We start from the raw sequence: 15,471 nt of genomic DNA on the forward strand, positions 1-15,471 counted from the left end.
GTCTTGGGCATCGTGGAGCTACGCAAGGTCGTCAAGCGCTTCGGCGACGTGGAGGTCGTCAAGTCGCTCGATCTATCCATCGAGAAAGGCGAATTCCTCACCTTCCTCGGCCCGAGCGGCTGCGGCAAGACCACGACGCTGCGCATGATCGGCGGCTTCGAGATGCCGACCTCGGGCGAAATCTACCTCGATGGCCGCGAGGTCTCCGCGCTCCCGCCCTACAAGCGCGACGTCAACACGGTCTTCCAGAGCTACGCCCTCTTCCCGCACATGAGCGTGCGCCAGAACGTCGCTTATGGCCTCGAACAGAAGCGCCTCCCCAAGGCCGAGATCGAGCGCAAGGTGGCCGAGGTCCTCGCCATGGTGCGCATGGATTCCTTCGCCGCGCGCAAGCCGCGCGAGCTCTCCGGCGGCCAGCAGCAGCGCGTCGCGGTTGCGCGCGCGATCGTCAATGGCCCCTCGGTGCTCCTGCTCGACGAGCCCCTCGGCGCCCTCGATTTGAAGCTCCGCAAGGAGATGCAATTCGAGCTGAAGAGCCTCCAGCGCAAGCTCGGCATGACGTTCGTCTACGTCACGCACGACCAGGAAGAGGCGCTCACCATGAGCGACCGCGTCGCGGTCATGAACGGCGGCCGGATCGAGCAGATCGACGCGCCCGTTGCCATCTACAACCACCCGAAGACCCGCTTCGTCGCCGATTTCATCGGCGAGACGAACCTGCTCGCGGGCGAGGTTTCCCGTGACGGCTCCGCGCATACGTTTTCCGTCGGCGGCGCGCGCATCCCGATCGAGCCGGACGCCGTCCTCGAATCGGGCCTGCGCATCTCCTTGAGCGTGCGCCCCGAAATGGTCACCGTCCGAAAGGCCGAAAGCGGGGAAGCCCGGGGCGTCGCGCTCCCCGGCACCGTCGAGGAGACCGTCTTCGTCGGCTCCGTCTGGAAGACCGTCGTGCGCCTCGCGGGGGGCGAGCGTGTCGTCGCCACCGAGCCGCCGGCCACGCATGGCCATATCGAGCAGGGCACCTCGGTCATCGTTGGTTGGGACCCGAAGAGCGCCGTCGTGCTGGAGGCCTGACGGAATCATCATGGAGCTCCAGCCTGGTCATCTCGTCGCGGGGCGCTTTCGTGTCGTGCGATTCCTCGGCGAGGGCGCGGTCAGCGCCGTGTACGAGGCCGTCGACGACGTGCGGGGCCACCGCGTCGCGGTGAAGATCCTGCACCGCGAGCTCTCCCAGGACGCCGAGATCGTCCAGCGATTCGAGCGCGAAGCCGAGGCCGCGAGCCGCATCGGCTCCGACCACATCGTCCTCGTGTATGGCGCGGGCGCTGCGCCCGAGGGACGATTCATCGTCCTCGAATACCTCGACGGCGGCACGCTCGCCGACCTCTTGCGCAAGCGCCGCCCGCTCCCGTCCGAGGAGGCCGTCTCCTTCGTCCTCCAGCTCCTCGCCGGCCTCTCGAAGGCGCACGCGCTCGGCATCGTGCACCGCGATTTGAAGCCGGCGAACCTCTTCCTCGTGCCGGGCCCCGATGGCCGTGGATTCCTCAAGATTCTCGATTTCGGCGCATCGAAGCTCACGAATGCGGGCCAGGCCCTGACGCGCACCGGGGCCATGGTCGGCACACCGATGTACATGTCGCCGGAGCAGATCCGCAGCTCCGACAAGGTCGACCCGCGCACGGACGTTTATGCCACGGGTGTCATCCTTTACGAAAGCGTCACGGGCAAGGTCCCGTTCGACGTGAGAAACGCGGTCGAGCTCGCGTTCCGCGTGGTCTCGCAGGATCCGCCGCCGCCCGAGACGCACCTGCCTTCGCTCGATCCCGAGCTCTCGGCGATCATCCGCCGTGCAATGGCGCGTGACCCCGACGCCCGCTTCCAGACCGCCGCCGAGATGCACGAAGCGCTCGGCGCGTGGCTCCAGCAGCGCGGCATTCCCCTCCCGCCGCAGACGCGCGCGGCGCCCGTGGCCGCCCCCGCGGTCGCGCCGACGGCCGCGGCGATGGCCCTTCCGAGCGCGACGCCGGCGAGGTCGCGGACCATTCTGCTGTATGTCGTCGGCGCGTTGCTCCTCGTCGCGGCGATCGTGCTCGTGCTCCACGCGGCGGGGGTTTGAGGACGCGGCTCTCTTTCGCTCACCGCCCCCCTGCTCGTCGTCGAAGTTCTCTCCCCGCGCCCCGGTGACGTCCGGCGTGATCGGCTGGACAAGCGCTCGGAGTATGCACGCTTCGGTGTCAAGCTCTACATGCTCGTCGACCCGGAAGCGCGAGTGATCGAGCTCTGCGAGCTCGGCGCGGATGGTCGTTACGTCCTCGATGCCTCCGTCTCCGAGGGCAAGCTGAGGCTCCCCGGATGCGAAGGGCTCGAGCTCGACCTCGACGTCCTGTGGGCCGAGGTCGCGTGGATCATCGGCGACGAGGCCGAGGAAGAAGAGACACGCGAAGCGGCGACCGAAGGCGACGACGACGTCGTTTGACCCCGACGCCTCTCTCGTGATGTGATGTCATCCGCCCCATGGCGGAGCCTGCCCGACGCCTCCAGCCGATCGACACCACTGCGGAGATCGAGACCCCCGAGCACGTGCGGTTTCATTACCCCGTCGCTGGCCCGGCTCGACGTGTCGTCGCCTGGGTGCTCGACTTGCTCATTCGTGGCGCCGTCCTCCTCGTCTTCGGCATCTTCGCGCTCATGGGCGGCTTTGCCATCGGGGATGCCGTCTCCGAGCTCTCCTCCGGGCTCCTCCTCGTTATCTATTTCCTCCTGGAGTGGCTGTATTACACGCTCTGGGAGGTCGCCTGGAATGGCCGCACGCCGGGCAAACGTGCGCTCGATCTGCGGGTCGTCAGCGTCGATGGCCATCCCTTGCGGATCGGCGACAGCTTCCTTCGCAACCTCCTCCGCGCCGCGGATTTCCTTCCCTTCGGGTATACGGTCGGCCTCGTCGCCATGGCGCGCGACAGCCGTTTTCGCCGCCTCGGCGACATGGTCGCGGGCACCATGGTCATCGTCGAGGAGCGCCGCGCCGTCGCCTCCACGCTCCGCATCAACCCTCCGCCCACCCCGAAGGAGCTTTCGAGCCTCCCGCAGCGCCTCCCGCTCTCGGGTGACGAGCTCGAAGCGATCGAGCTTTTTCTTCGCCGCAAAGAAGGCCTCGGCCCTGCGCGTGAGGAAGAGCTCGCGGCCATGGTCGCGCCCATCTTCGCGAGCCGCATGGGCATCCGGAACAAGGACTCCGCGCGCCTCCTCGCCTTGCTCCACGCGCGCGCCAGCGAGCGCAGGAGGCCTCTGTGAGGAGCCAGGACGAGATCGTCGCCGCGCGTAACGCCGATTGGCGCGAGCTCGAAAACCTCGTCTCGCGCGCCGAGGCCCTCCACCACCTCGACGGCCCCTCCATTTCCCGCGCCGCCGCGCTGTATCGGGCCCTCTCGGGCGACCTCGTCCTTTGCCGCGCCCGCTGCACGCCCGACCTCGTCGCGTACCTCGACAACCTCGCCGGCCGCGCGCACAGCGCCCTTTATGGCGCCGAGCCTTTCCGCATCCCGGCCTTCTGGTCCCTCCTCACCCGCGACTTCCCCCGCGCCCTCCGCAAGAACGCCTCGTTTTTTGCCCTCTCCTCCGCGCTCTTTTTGATCCCCTGCGCCATTGGCATCGTCCTCGCCCTCTTCGTGCCCGACGCCGCCTCGCAGATCCTCCCGCGCAGCATGCTCGACGGCATGGCCGACATGTATTCGAAGGGCTTCAACGAGGGCCGCAGCGAGGGGACCGACTCCGCGATGGCCGGGTTTTACGTGAACAACAACGTCGGCATCGCGTTCCGTTGTTTCGCCACCGGCATCTTCTTCGGCCTCGGCAGCGTCTTTTTCCTCATCTACAACGGCCTCAGCATCGGCATGGTGACCGGCTGGGTCACCGCGGCCGGGTTTGGCCGGAACATCGGCACGTTCATGTGCGGGCACGGGCCGTTCGAACTCACGGCCATCCTCATCGCGGGCGCGGCAGGGCTCCGCATGGGGTATTCGCTCGTCGTCACCCGCGGCCGCACGCGCCTCGGCTCGCTCCGCGAGAGCGCGCCCGACATCGTCCGCCTCGTCGTGGGCGCGGCCGTCATGCTCCTCATCGCCGCGGGCATCGAGGGATTCTGGTCTCCCTCGGGCGCGCCCGCGCCCGTCAAATGGTCCGTCGCCGCCCTCTTTTCCGTGCTCGTCACGGCCTATTTCCTCTTCGCCGGCCGTGAACGCGGGAGGGCCCGTTGAACCTCGGCGACTCCGCGATCGTCCTGCGCCCGCGCAGCCTCACCGAGGTCATGGACCTCGCGTTTCGCCTCTGCTTCTCGCTCGCATTCCCTCTTTACGCGCGGCTCACCCTCTACGCCGTCGTACCGCTCCTCGCCGGCTGCCTTGCGCTGCGATATGCGCTCGATGCCCCGTGGATCCTCGTCTGGCTCGCGGCCTTCCTCACCGTGCCCTTCGTCGAGGCCCTCTTCACCGTCGCCGTCAGCCAGGTCATCTTCTCGCCCACCATCACCCCGCGTGTCGTCTTTGGCCTCTTCCGCAAGCGACTCGGCGCGCTCCTCAGCTCGTTCGTCATTCGCTTCCTCGGCCTTTTGATCGGCGCCATCACGCTCTTCATCACCCTGCCTTTCGTAGGCATTCGCCTCTTGCTCCTCGACGAGGCGTGCCTGCTCGAAGGCCTCTCGGGCTCGCGCGCGCACGAGCGCGCCCAGCGGCTCGTCTCGATGCGCACCGGCGACGCGTTCCTCGTCCTCCTCATGCTCCTCGGCGCTCGATTCGGCGGTGTCCTCACGGCCGAGCTCCTCTTCGACGGCCTCGTGAACGACCTCCTCCAGTTCGGCCGTCCATTCGGCTGGCTCTTCGAGGACGGCGGCTCGCCGGCCGCGATCGCAGGGTTTTTCCTGGCCGTGCCTTTCGTCTCCACGGCGCGGTTCCTCTATTACATCGACACCCGCACGCGCGAGGACGGCTGGGACATCCAGCTTCGTTTCACGGCGATCCGCGCGCGGGCCGAGCAGGAGCGCAGGAGGGCCGCGTGATCAAGTTCGTCGTGCTCCTCTCGGTCCTCGGCGCGAGCCCGATCTACAACGCCGACGATCGGGTCCGCGAGGTCCTCACCGATTCCCGGTATCGGTTCTGCCACGAGGACGATTATCCCCTCGGCGACGACGAGCGCGCCTTTTGCTCGCTCATCGACGACGAGAGCGCCCTTTGTCCATCGCTCCCTGCCGCCTGCCGCAAGGAGCCCGCTCCGCTCGAAAAAGGCGGCCCTCCCGCCGGCATCTCCCCGAGCTGCAAGGCGGGCTCCCGCTGTTTGGCCGGACGATCCTCCGGTCGCGACGATCGCACGGCCGTCCGCCGATTCGAGGGCTCGGCCGGCAGCGCCTCCGGCGACGGGAAGCCGGGCGCGGGCGAACAGGGCAAGGGCGACGGCTCCGGCGCCGAGGGAAACAGATCCGATCCGGGCACACCCGGACAGGACAAACCCGGCGGCGAGCAAGGCCAGAACGGCAGCGGCGACGCGTCCGGTCCGGGCAAACCCGCCGGTCAGGACGGCACGGGCAAACCCGGCGACGCGCCCGGCCAGAACCCCGGCGGCGGGGAAGGGAAGGGGCAGGCCGAACCAAAACCGGCAAAGCCCCCGCCTCCGCCTCCGCCCGCGCCCGCGGATCCTGCCATCGCCAGCGCCGCCAGCGGCTTCGCGCGTATCCTCTTTTTCCTCCTGCTCGGCGGCTTCATCGCCTTCATCGCGTGGATGGTCCTGAAAAACGTCCTCTCCGAGCGCGACGCGCCCAAGGACGAGGCTCCCCCCGAGGATCTCCCCGAGAATGCCCCGGGCGAGCGGCAAAAGGTGCCCCGCGGCCCCGTCGAGACCGACGTCGCCCGCCTCCTCGCCCGCGCCCGCGCGGCGGCCCAGCGCGGCGCGTTCGGGCCTGCGATCGACGACGTTTATGCCGCGCTCCTCCGGCGCCTCGACGGCGACGGCATCATCGAGATTCACGCCTCCCGCACGAACGGCGATTACGTGCGCAGCCTGCGCCGCGAGCGGCCCGAGATCGCCGCGGAGGTGCGGAACATCGTCGCCGATGTCGAGAGCGTTCAGTTCGGCTCCCGCGCAGCCTCGGCCGAGACATTTTCCCGCATTCACGACCGCGTCGTCCCGCTCGTCTCGCGCGCGCTCGGCATTCTCGCGGTGATCGTCGGCCTCTCCGCGACCGTCTCTTGCGGCCGCGTCGCCGCGCTCGACGAATCCGACGGCGTCTTCCGTGGCGACACCTCGCCCTCGGGCACGCACGCGGTCGGCGCCATGCTCTCGGCTTATGGCATCGAGCTCCGCCATCGCCGCGATCCTCTCGACAAACTGCCCGACGAGGACGACGCGACCCTCGTCCTCCTGCCGGACCTCGACATCTCGGCCGCCGATTTTCGCCGCATGCAAGCCTGGGTCGAGGCCGGCGGTGATCTCGTCGTCGCGGGCGTCCCCGATCTCCCTGCCTGGACCGGCGCGTCCCTCGACGCCCAGAACGTCACCGGAGGCGACGCCTTCGTCTCCTCCGGCTATCGGCACGAGTTCGGCGAAATCGTCCTCGCCGTTCCGCCTGGGCCCTCGCTCTCCCTCACGGACGCCGAGCCCCTGCTCGCCCGTTCGGAGGGCATTTACGCGTCTTTCAAACAGGTCGGCGACGGGCGCGTCGTCGTCCTCGCCGACGACAAACTCTTCACGAACGTCGCCTTGACGGCCGGCGACAACGCGGCCTTTTTGATCTCCCTCTTCCGGCCGCTCCATCGCGAGGTCGAGCTCTGCGACGCCTGGACCTCCCTCGGCGCCGACACGCCCCTCGATACGCTGAGCCGCGCGCACCTCTTGCCCATTCTCCTCCAGCTCCTCTTGCTCCTCGGCCTCTTTTTCCTGTGGCAGGGCCGCGCCTTCGGTGTTTTGCGCGACCCGCCCGCGAATCGCCGCCGCGCCTTCGCCGATCACGTCCGCGCCCTCGGCCTCGCGTATGCCCGCGCCGGAGCCTCGCGCCACGCCCTCGGCCTTTATGCCGCGTGGGCCGTCGAGCGCCTCCGCGAGCGTGTCCCGCGCGAGGGCCGCCAAGGGTTGTCCGGGCTCGCCGAGGCCATCGGCGTCCGCGTCGGCAAACCCACGGGCGAGGTCATGCACGTCCTCGTCGAGGCCACCGAGGCGCAAAAAGAGGCGGCCCCCGTGTCCCTCCGCTCCGGCGACGCCTCGCTCCGCGGCCGCTCGCGGGGCACTGACCGCGCCCAGGCCGCGTCCGATTTCGCCGTGATGCGCGCCCTCGACCATTTCCTCGCCCAGACCTCCCGCGAGCGCTCCCGCAAGAAGACCCGAAAAGCATGAACCTGTCCCTCTTCCGCGACACCTTCGATCGCATCCGCCGCGAGGCGGGCAAGGTCCTCCTCGGCCAGGACGAGATCATCGAGACCACGCTCCTCGCGATCCTGGCCGGCGGTCACGTCCTCATCGAGGGCGTCCCCGGCCTCGGAAAAACCCTGCTCGTCCGCACCCTCGCCCACGTCTTCGGCGCGAGCTTCCGCCGCATTCAATTCACGCCCGACCTCATGCCGAGCGACGTCACCGGCGGCAACGTCTTCGATCAGAAAGAAGACCGCTTCGTCTTCCACGAGGGCCCGGTCTTCACGCAGCTCCTGCTCGCCGACGAGATCAACCGCGCCCCCGCGAAGACGCAAAGCGCCTTGCTCGAAGCCATGCAGGACCTCGCCGTCACCACCGACGGCGTCACGCGCCCCCTGCCCGAGCCTTTCCTCGTCATCGCCACGCAAAACCCCGTCGAATCACAGGGCACCTATCCCTTGCCCGAGGCCCAGCTCGACCGGTTCCTCGTCAAATTGCACGTCCGTTACCCCGGGCCCGCCGTCGAAAAGCAGATCCTCCGCCACCACGTCGACGGCTTCTCCGCGGCCAAGCTCGATCGCGTGGGCATCGAGCGCATCGCCTCCGCCGACGAGATCATCGCCATGCGCGCGGCCCTCGGCGGCGTGCGCGTCGACGACGGCATCATCGAATACATCACCGACATCGTCGCCCGCACGCGCGCTCACCGCGCCGTCTACCTCGGCTCCTCTCCGCGCGGCTCGATTGGCCTCCTCGGCTCGGCGCGCGCGCGTGCCGCCAGCGAGGGCCGCGATTTCGTCTCCCCGGACGACGTCAAGGCGCTCGCCCCCGCCGTCCTCCGCCACCGCTTGATCCTCCACCCCGACGCCGAGATCGAAGGCACGAGCGCCGACGATTGCGTCGAAGACATCCTGCGCGAGGCGAAGGTCCCGCGCACGGCGGCCTGAATCCGACATGGTCCCCTCGCGCGCGCTCGTCCTCCTGTTCGCGGGGCCGCTCGTCCTCTCATTTTTCACGCTCCTCGACCGGGGATTGATCGTCCCCATGCTCCTCACGGACGGAGCGATCGCCCTGCTCGCGCTCCTCGACGCCCTGCTCGCGCGGCGCCGCCTGGTCACCGTCGTCCGCCGCGCCCCGGCCGTGCTCTCGATTGGCCGGCCAAACGTCATCTCCCTCGACGTCCGCTCCCTCGCCCGGCGCAAGCTCCACGTGCGCGTGCAGGAGGACCTCTTTCCGTCCGCCGAGAGCGAGGAGCTCCCCCTCGAAACGGACCTCCCGCCGCGTGGACACGCGACCCTCAAGTACCGCGTCACGCCCTCCCGCCGCGGCGCGCACGTCCTCGGCGACCATTACGTCCGTTATCCTTCGCCCCTCGGCCTCTGGATTCGCCAGTACCCGATTTCCGCGCGCTCACCCGTCAAGGTGTATCCCGACCTCGAAGCCGTCCGAGGCTACGAGCTCCTCGCGCGGCAAGACCGCGATCCTGCCGGCGTGCGCGCCTCGCGCCGCCTCGGCGGCGAGAGCGAGTTCGAGCGCCTGCGCGAGTATCGGCGCGAGGACGAGTATCGCAGCATCGACTGGCGGGCCACGGCGCGCCGCAAGAAGCTCACGGCGCGTGAATACCAGCTCGAGAGCGACCAGAACGTCGTCTTTCTGATCGACGCTGGCCGCCTCATGACGGCCGAATGCGCGAACCTCTCGCTCTTCGACCACGCCCTGAACGCGACGCTCATGCTCTCGCACGTCGCCTCCCGCGGCGGCGACAAGGTCTCCATGATGGCCTTCGCCGAGGAGGTCCTCGCGTATGCGCCGCTCACGGGCGGCGCCCGCGCGACACGCAAGATCGTGCAAGCGGGTTACGACATCGAGCCCGACCTCGCCCCCACGAATTACCGGGCCGCATTCGAGGCGCTCGCCGTCCGTGTGAAAAAGCGGACGCTCGTCGTGCTCTTCACGCAGGTCGTCGACGAGGTCGCCGCCGCCGAGCTCGAAAAGCTCATGCGTGGGCTCATGCCCCGCCATTTGCCGCTCCTCGTGCTTTTGCGCGACGTCGACGTCGACGCCCTCGCGCTCGGTCATTCCGGCGAGGCCGCGGCGCTCGCGGGCGTCGGCCCCTACCTGCGCGGCGCGGCCGCCGAGATCCTCTCGTTTCGCGACAAGCTCGTCCGCCGCTTGAAGCAACACGGCGCCCTCGTCCTCGACGTCGCCCCCGCCGACCTCACGCCCGCGCTCATCAATCGTTACCTCGAAATCAAGGCCCGGCACCTCCTGTAGGACCCGCGGCGCGCCCTGCGCCCCGCGCCCAATCGTCCGGCGCGCTCGCGTGTACCACCTGCGTGCCCCCATCTCGCGCGCTCTTCGCCGCCCTCGCCGTCCTCGCAGCCTGCACGAAAACCGCCCCGCCGCCGCCCCCCGCGGTCGCATCGAATCCGCCCGCGCTCACCACGCCCGCGCCCGCGCCGACCTCGCTGGCGACGGCCGTCGCGTCCATCCCTTCGGCGCCGCCCGCTCCCGTTCCGTCCGCCCCGGCGTTTCCCGTCCGCGAGCCGACACAATGGTTCTCTGCGGAGAAAACCCCCTTCGGCCGCGTCGCCGAGGCGAAAAAGAGCAAAATGGCCGAGGTGAAGCGCCTCTTCGCGGAGGCGCGCGTAGCTTTCCCTCCCGCGCAGATGTTCCTCCGCGCCTTCAAAAAGGAACGTGTCCTCGAGCTCTGGGCCGCCTCTCGTGCGGACGAGCCGCTCTCGCTGATTGCCATCTACGGCGTCTGTTACGCGTCCGGAGAGCTCGGCCCGAAACGCGTGGAAGGGGATGGCCAGGTGCCCGAGGGGCTCTACAAGATCAAGGAGTCGCTCCCTGGCACGCCGTTTTACCTCGCCTTGCACGTCGATTACCCGAACCGCTCGGATCGTATCCTCGGCGATCGCCGGCAGCCGGGCGGCGAGATCCTCATTCACGGGAGCTGCGCCTCCGTCGGCTGCCTCGCCATGAGCGACGATCGCATGGCCGAGATCTACCTCGCGGCGAGCGAATACAAGTGGACCGGCGCCTCGCTCCCCGTCCACATCTTCCCGACGCGGGACATGGCAGGCCTGCTCGCCTCACCCGCGGGCGGGGCGCACCGGGCGTTCTGGGAGAATCTGAAGCCGTTTCTCGAGGAATTCGAGCAAACGAGGCGGGTCCCGAAATATCGTATCGACGCGAAGGGCCGCTACGAGCAGGTCGGGTGAGGGGAGGAGGGGCGATCAGCCCTTCTTGCGCGGCGCCTTCAGCGTGAGCTTGAGCAGCACGTCGTCGCGGATGAGGTCGTCCGGCTTGCCCGCGATCGTGATGTTGAAATCCTTCCGATTGATGGAGAACTCCGCGGTGCCCGTGGCGGCGTCCGGCGCGATCGTGATCGTCACGGGGAACGTGATCGACTTCTTCACGCCGTGCAGATCGAGATCGCCCGTGATCGTGTGCGTCGCGCCGTTCGTGCCGCCGGCCTTGATCTCCGTCGACGTGAACGTCGCCTTGGGGAACTTCTCGACGTCGAAGAAATCGGCGTTCTTCAGGTGCTTGTCGAGATCGGCCGCGTCCGTCTTGACCGACGCGGTCTCCACCTCGAACGAGATCTTGCCGCCCTCGGCCTTGCCGTCGGCGAGCGTGATCTTGCCGGCGAGCTTCTCGAACTTGCCCTCGTGCTTGCCCGTGACCTTCGAGCCGATGAACCCGACCGTCGAGGCCGTGGCGTCGACGTCGAGCGTCTCCTGGACCGCCGCGGTGCTCGCGGGCTTGGTGTCCGCCTGTGCCGACGAGGCCGGAGCGACCGTCGCCTTGGGCTTGTCCTTGGCCGGATCCTCGCAGGCCGCGAGCGAGAGCAGGGCGGGCACGGCGGCGGCGAGAACCACAAATCGAATCATGCGCATGGTCGGATCGTCCCTTCGGGGGTTGTTTCGAGGGTCATACCATGCGCCCCGAACGGCCGCTTGATTAGGGGGGCGAACCGGGTAACACTGTTCGCCAGGGCGAACAATCGATGACGGCGGCGCTCGACGATGTGGTCTCCATGGCGGTCTTCGCGCGGGTCGTGGAGGCGCGCTCGTTCACGGGCGCGGCGGCGCTCCTCGGCCTGTCCAAGTCGGTCGTGAGCGCGCGGATCTCGGGGCTCGAAGAGCGGCTCGGCGTCAGGCTTTTGCATCGCACCACGCGGCGCCTCTCGCTCACCGAGGAGGGCGCGCGGCTCTACGAGACGTGCGCGCGGCTCGTCTCCGCGGCGGACGAGGCGCAAGGCGTGCTGGAGAGCGCGTCGGCGGAGCCCGAGGGCCTCGTGCGCGTCACCGTACCCGTGGGCACGGGAATCCTTCAATTTCCGAGCATCCTGCGCGAGCTGCACGAGCGATATCCGCGGCTCGTGATCGAGCTCTCGCTGTCGGAGCACCGCGTCGACATCGTCGCGGAGGGCTACGACGTGGCCATTCGTGTCGCCGACACCCTCGAAGATTCGGCGCTCGTCGCGCGCCGCATCGGCTCCGTGCGGATGATCGTCTGCGCGTCGCCCGCTTATCTCGATCGTCGCGGGATGCCGGTCTCTCCGCGGGATCTCGTGCATCACAATTGCCTGCGCCTCTCGCCGGTCCGGCGCGAGTGGTCATTTCGATGCGGCCGCCGCACGCAGGTCGTGCCCGTCACCGGGACGCTCATCACCGACAACATCGCCGTATTGCGCCAGGCGGCGCTCGACGGCATCGGCGTCGCGCGGCTGCCACGATCGTACGTCGCGGCCGACATCGAGGCGGGCCGGCTGCGCCGCGTCTTGCCGGAGCACGCGCTTGGCGAGAAGAACGTCTTCGTGGTGCACCCGTACCACAGGCACATGCCGACGAAGGTGCGCGCCTTCGTGGATTACGTGGTCCAGCGGTTCCGCAGCGCGAGCGACGAATAGAGGCGGCGGGCGGCGGCGCGCTCGGGCGGCAAATACAGGACGAGCGCGGCCATCATCGTGAGGGCGAACGTGAAGAGCCCGTGCACGGCGAGGATGCCCGCGTGGAGGAAGAGCCCGAGGGCGAAGACCGGCGGCCAGTAGCGCCGATCCATGACGAGCGCGGCGGCGAGGAGGAATTCGATCACGAGGACGCTCCACGTCGTGAGGGCGAGCAGCGTGCCATGATTGACGAACCATCGCACGACGGGCATGAGCCATGGGGCCGCGCCGACGTGCGGATCGGTGAACCAGTAATAAAGGACCGTGCCGTCGACCCACTCCTGCACGGAGAGTTTTCCGGCGGCCGCATGAAAATAAATGATCGCCACCTGCACGCGAACCGCCCACACGGACGAGCGCGCGACGAGCCTTGTAACGGTATCCCCGGTGGTCCCGCGCGAAGGCGGAGGTGCCTCCCAGTGCCAGCGCCGTGGATCGGTCAGGGTGAGCGGCAAGAGCAGCAACGTGAGCGCGGCGGCGATTTGATCGCCCCCATTCCCGACGGTCGCGTTGTTGTGGAGGCTGAAGCTGATCCACCCGTGAACGATGCCCGTGACGCGAGGTCGATAACCGGAGGCGACGACCAAAAGCGCGAGGACCGCGACCCAGCGCGCCACATCGAGGTGCTCGTGTGTCGCGACGCAAAAGAGCCCAGCGCTCCGCACGCCGTCACAAGCGAGCCCCGTGGGGACGTCGAGCGTCGGGGCAAACAGGACGTCCGCGCCATTGACGGCGAGCGTCGCCGCCGTGCAAAGCGCGAGCAGGGAGCGCGCGCAGCCGATCGTCCAGGACCACGGCGCGGCGTGGTTTGCCCAGGCGCTCGCGCGGAGGCCGAGCGCGTCGAGCCCTTTCGCTTTTTCTACGAGCATGAGACCTCCAGCCGCGCGACGCGCGTGTCCATTCGAACCCCATCGTTCCTCCACGCCCAGGGCGTGGGCCTTCGCAGCACGATGCCCACGGAGCCGCAGAGCGTCCGGCGTGGAGCGTCGTTCTTCACGCGGGCGATCACGCCTGCTCGATTCAAGCACGCGTCGAGCTCCCCTTCGCACGTGGCGAGGTCGGATTGCCGGATGCGCCTGGCGATCATCTTCATCTCCTGCTCCTGCGCCTCGGGCGCGCGCGAGAGCCCGAGCGCGTTTTCGGGCCTCGCGTACGGCGACACGTTCGCCTGTCGCCAGCGCCCTTCCCCTGCGGGCACGTAGGCGAGCATCCGCGGGTAATGCGGGTTTTTCGTAAAATAGTTGAAGGACTCCTGCGCGAAGTGTTCGGCATGCACGCGCGACGCGAACGGGAGCTCGATCGGATTCGTCGGGAGCGCCGCGTGAATCGTGTACGCGGCGAACGTCGACCACCCGAGAACGACGGCGAGCGCCGCGGCGCCGACCACGCCCGTATGCACGCGGCGGGTTTCGTGGCTTCTGTCGAGCATCGTCCTCTCCTTTCTTCGAAGGGAATCGAGGGCCCTCCGCGACAGGGAAAACACGGAGGGCCCCCGGGGCCGCGTCCTCTAGCGGCCGATGAGACCTCCTCCCGCCGCGAGATCCTGCGTCAGATTTCGCACGAGGTCCGTCCGATAAAGGCGGCTCTCGAGCACCCTGTCGAAGACCCGGTCTGCAAGGAAGGATTTGTGTTCGCCCTTCTGATCGCTCTTGGTATTGTCGGCATTCTGGCTTTTGTTGAGCGTGTCGACGTCGACGACGATGACGCCGTCGGCCCCGGCGACGGGGCTCACGACGCTGGAGAGGCGCGTCGCGGCGTCGAGGGCGTCCCCAACGGCGCGATCGACGCGCAGCGCATCGCCGCTCGTGACATCCGCCCTGAATTGCGGTAGAAATGCCGGCTCCTTCTCCTTCAGCAGCGCCACGAATTCGGCAGCGGTGCTCTCGTCCGTCACCTTCGAATGCTCCTCGGGGCAAAGAGGCGCCGCCGGGCCGACGCCGAAGAAAATGCCGCTGAAAAGATCCTCCGCCGAGAGCGCCTGCGGATCCACGCCGAAGACCTCGTCCCGGGCCTTCACGTCCTCCCCCTGCGAGCACGCCAGGAGGGACAGGGATGTGACGATCGCGACGCACATGGTCCATCCCAATGCACGAAAGATCTGGTTCCGACCGAACATGGAATCCTCCCTTTTCGCGGGGGTTTACCTGCCGCAAAGAGGTTCGTCCTTTTCGCTGCCGTCGCGCACCGGAGTGTGCGCGGCGGTGCCTTTCGACCCTCTGGCGGCCCGGACGGTGCAAACGACACACCATGGGCGCGCGTGAATGAGAACGAAGGGAGCGCTCGGAGGGGAAATCTTGTCGATCCTTCCCGCTGGCCTTATCGTCTTCTCGACATGTCCTGGAAAAAGTACCTTCTTCTCCCGCAGCTCCTCTCGTACGCCGCGCGCGCGCCCCGCGATCCGGCGAAAGCGTGGGATCGCTTCTGGAGCGAGATCCGGCGCACGGGGAACCGCGGGGAGGTGCTTTGGGATACGGAGGATCCCCGGGAAATCGAGGAGGTCCTGAAACGCGTCACCACCCATTTCGCGCCCGACTTGCCCGTGATCGACATCGGCTGCGGCAATGGGAGGTTTTCGCGGCTCCTCGCCGCTCGTTATCCCAAGGTCGTCGGCCTCGACGTGTCGAGCCACGCCATCGAGAAGGCGCGGGAGGAGTCCGCCGGGATCGAAAACCTTTCTTTCCACGTCGCCGACATCAGCATCCCATACGCGCTCCGATGGCTCGTGGACGAGCTCGGCGAGGCCAATGTCTTCATGCGTGGCGTCCTCCACGTCCTCGATCCCAAGCGCCGCGCCGTGGCGGTCGAGAACATGCGCGGCGCGCTCGGCGCGCGGGGCGTGCTTTATCTATCGGAGAGCAGCATCGACGGCGATCCGCTCGATCACATGGTGCTGCAAGGCGCGACCCCGACGTACATGCCCGAGCCGGTGCGCAAGGTCGTCGCTGCCGGCGTGAGGCCGCCGTCCCGTTTCGGCGACGCCGAGGTCCGCGAATACTTCCCCGGCGCCGTCTGGGAGATCCTGGAGAGCGGCCCCACCGTCATGTACACGCTGCCGCTGCGAACACCCGACAAAATAGAGGCATTGCCGAGTTATTTCGCGCTCGTGCGCCGCCGGGGATGAA

16 protein-coding genes are annotated in these 15,471 nt (G+C 68.3%); 12 read left to right on the forward strand and 4 right to left on the reverse strand.

Annotation, left to right across the window (positions count from 1 at the left end; translation table 11 throughout):
• The first annotated feature begins 12 nt into the window (after nucleotides 1-12).
• The 10 genes from QHF84_RS13105 (at nucleotide 13) to QHF84_RS13150 (ending at nucleotide 10,616) form a co-directional block, all read left to right on the forward strand.
• Nucleotides 13-1,074, forward strand: coding sequence for an ABC transporter ATP-binding protein (locus tag QHF84_RS13105; protein WP_281313708.1), 1,062 nt, complete (start codon nucleotides 13-15; stop codon nucleotides 1,072-1,074).
• A 10-nt stretch (nucleotides 1,075-1,084) separates the two neighbouring features.
• Nucleotides 1,085-2,116, forward strand: coding sequence for a serine/threonine-protein kinase (locus tag QHF84_RS13110; protein WP_281313599.1), 1,032 nt, complete (start codon nucleotides 1,085-1,087; stop codon nucleotides 2,114-2,116).
• 30 nt (nucleotides 2,117-2,146) lie between these two features.
• A complete protein-coding gene (locus tag QHF84_RS13115) occupies nucleotides 2,147-2,476 on the forward strand; it encodes a Uma2 family endonuclease (RefSeq protein ID WP_281313709.1) in 330 nt (109 codons plus the stop codon).
• Between the two features lie 38 nt (nucleotides 2,477-2,514).
• Nucleotides 2,515-3,291 (forward strand): RDD family protein, encoded by a 777-nt coding sequence (locus QHF84_RS13120; protein ID WP_281313600.1) that lies wholly within the window; start codon nucleotides 2,515-2,517, stop codon nucleotides 3,289-3,291.
• The gene (locus QHF84_RS13125; RefSeq protein WP_281313601.1) at nucleotides 3,288-4,253 is read left to right on the forward strand and encodes a stage II sporulation protein M; all 966 of its coding nucleotides are present in this window, start codon (nucleotides 3,288-3,290) and stop codon (nucleotides 4,251-4,253) included. Before QHF84_RS13120 ends, QHF84_RS13125 begins: the two co-directional genes overlap by 4 nt.
• A complete protein-coding gene (locus tag QHF84_RS13130; RefSeq protein WP_281313602.1) occupies nucleotides 4,250-5,050 on the forward strand; it encodes a hypothetical protein in 801 nt (266 codons plus the stop codon). The genes QHF84_RS13125 and QHF84_RS13130 overlap by 4 nt, the downstream gene beginning before the upstream one ends.
• Nucleotides 5,047-7,374, forward strand: coding sequence for a DUF4350 domain-containing protein (locus QHF84_RS13135; protein WP_281313603.1), 2,328 nt, complete (start codon nucleotides 5,047-5,049; stop codon nucleotides 7,372-7,374). Before QHF84_RS13130 ends, QHF84_RS13135 begins: the two co-directional genes overlap by 4 nt.
• A complete protein-coding gene (locus QHF84_RS13140; protein ID WP_281313604.1) occupies nucleotides 7,371-8,336 on the forward strand; it encodes a MoxR family ATPase in 966 nt (321 codons plus the stop codon). The genes QHF84_RS13135 and QHF84_RS13140 overlap by 4 nt, the downstream gene beginning before the upstream one ends.
• A gap of 7 nt (nucleotides 8,337-8,343) precedes the next feature.
• A complete protein-coding gene (locus tag QHF84_RS13145; protein WP_281313605.1) occupies nucleotides 8,344-9,663 on the forward strand; it encodes a DUF58 domain-containing protein in 1,320 nt (439 codons plus the stop codon).
• 62 nt (nucleotides 9,664-9,725) lie between these two features.
• On the forward strand, nucleotides 9,726-10,616 hold the full coding sequence (locus QHF84_RS13150; RefSeq protein ID WP_281313606.1) for a L,D-transpeptidase family protein: 891 nt from the start codon (nucleotides 9,726-9,728) through the stop codon (nucleotides 10,614-10,616).
• A 15-nt stretch (nucleotides 10,617-10,631) separates the two neighbouring features.
• Here QHF84_RS13150 and QHF84_RS13155 read toward each other — a convergent pair whose 3' ends face one another.
• On the reverse strand, nucleotides 10,632-11,288 hold the full coding sequence (locus tag QHF84_RS13155) for a YceI family protein (RefSeq protein ID WP_281313607.1): 657 nt from the start codon (nucleotides 11,286-11,288) through the stop codon (nucleotides 10,632-10,634).
• Nucleotides 11,289-11,404: 116 nt separating this feature from the next.
• Between QHF84_RS13155 and QHF84_RS13160 the strand changes: the two genes are divergently transcribed.
• Nucleotides 11,405-12,310: a LysR family transcriptional regulator gene (locus tag QHF84_RS13160; RefSeq protein ID WP_281313608.1), complete on the forward strand. Its 906-nt coding sequence runs from the start codon at nucleotides 11,405-11,407 to the stop codon at nucleotides 12,308-12,310.
• Here the strand turns inward: QHF84_RS13160 and QHF84_RS13165 are convergent.
• The 3 genes from QHF84_RS13165 to QHF84_RS13175 all read right to left on the reverse strand — a co-directional run bounded on the left by QHF84_RS13165 (nucleotide 12,271) and on the right by QHF84_RS13175 (nucleotide 14,465).
• Nucleotides 12,271-13,218: a sporulation-delaying protein SdpB family protein gene (locus QHF84_RS13165; RefSeq protein WP_281313609.1), complete on the reverse strand. Its 948-nt coding sequence runs from the start codon at nucleotides 13,216-13,218 to the stop codon at nucleotides 12,271-12,273. The genes QHF84_RS13160 and QHF84_RS13165 overlap by 40 nt on opposite strands.
• A complete protein-coding gene (locus QHF84_RS13170; protein WP_281313610.1) occupies nucleotides 13,209-13,778 on the reverse strand; it encodes an SdpA family antimicrobial peptide system protein in 570 nt (189 codons plus the stop codon). Before QHF84_RS13170 ends, QHF84_RS13165 begins: the two co-directional genes overlap by 10 nt.
• 78 nt (nucleotides 13,779-13,856) lie before the next feature.
• Nucleotides 13,857-14,465, reverse strand: a complete 609-nt coding sequence (locus tag QHF84_RS13175; RefSeq protein WP_281313611.1) for a hypothetical protein — start codon at nucleotides 14,463-14,465, stop codon at nucleotides 13,857-13,859.
• A gap of 216 nt (nucleotides 14,466-14,681) precedes the next feature.
• On the opposite strand from QHF84_RS13175, the gene QHF84_RS13180 reads away from it, so the two are divergent.
• Nucleotides 14,682-15,470 carry a class I SAM-dependent methyltransferase gene (locus tag QHF84_RS13180; RefSeq protein ID WP_281313612.1) on the forward strand — a complete coding sequence of 263 codons (789 nt, stop codon included), beginning with the start codon at nucleotides 14,682-14,684 and terminating at the stop codon, nucleotides 15,468-15,470.
• The last annotated feature ends 1 nt before the right edge of the window (nucleotide 15,471 follow it).

Source organism: Polyangium sp. y55x31, assembly GCF_029946505.1.
Lineage (GTDB): Bacteria > Myxococcota_A > Polyangia > Polyangiales > Polyangiaceae > Polyangium.

Coding starts and splice junctions, on each gene's coding strand:
- QHF84_RS13140 (WP_281313604.1), top strand. CDS start 7,371: ATGAACCTGTCCCTCTTCCGCGACACCTTCGATCGCATCCGCCGCGAG.
- QHF84_RS13120 (WP_281313600.1), top strand. CDS start 2,515: ATGGCGGAGCCTGCCCGACGCCTCCAGCCGATCGACACCACTGCGGAG.
- QHF84_RS13170 (WP_281313610.1), bottom strand. CDS start 13,778: ATGCTCGACAGAAGCCACGAAACCCGCCGCGTGCATACGGGCGTGGTC.
- QHF84_RS13160 (WP_281313608.1), top strand. CDS start 11,405: ATGACGGCGGCGCTCGACGATGTGGTCTCCATGGCGGTCTTCGCGCGG.
- QHF84_RS13145 (WP_281313605.1), top strand. CDS start 8,344: ATGGTCCCCTCGCGCGCGCTCGTCCTCCTGTTCGCGGGGCCGCTCGTC.
- QHF84_RS13180 (WP_281313612.1), top strand. CDS start 14,682: ATGTCCTGGAAAAAGTACCTTCTTCTCCCGCAGCTCCTCTCGTACGCC.
- QHF84_RS13175 (WP_281313611.1), bottom strand. CDS start 14,465: ATGTTCGGTCGGAACCAGATCTTTCGTGCATTGGGATGGACCATGTGC.
- QHF84_RS13155 (WP_281313607.1), bottom strand. CDS start 11,288: ATGATTCGATTTGTGGTTCTCGCCGCCGCCGTGCCCGCCCTGCTCTCG.
- QHF84_RS13110 (WP_281313599.1), top strand. CDS start 1,085: ATGGAGCTCCAGCCTGGTCATCTCGTCGCGGGGCGCTTTCGTGTCGTG.
- QHF84_RS13165 (WP_281313609.1), bottom strand. CDS start 13,218: ATGCTCGTAGAAAAAGCGAAAGGGCTCGACGCGCTCGGCCTCCGCGCG.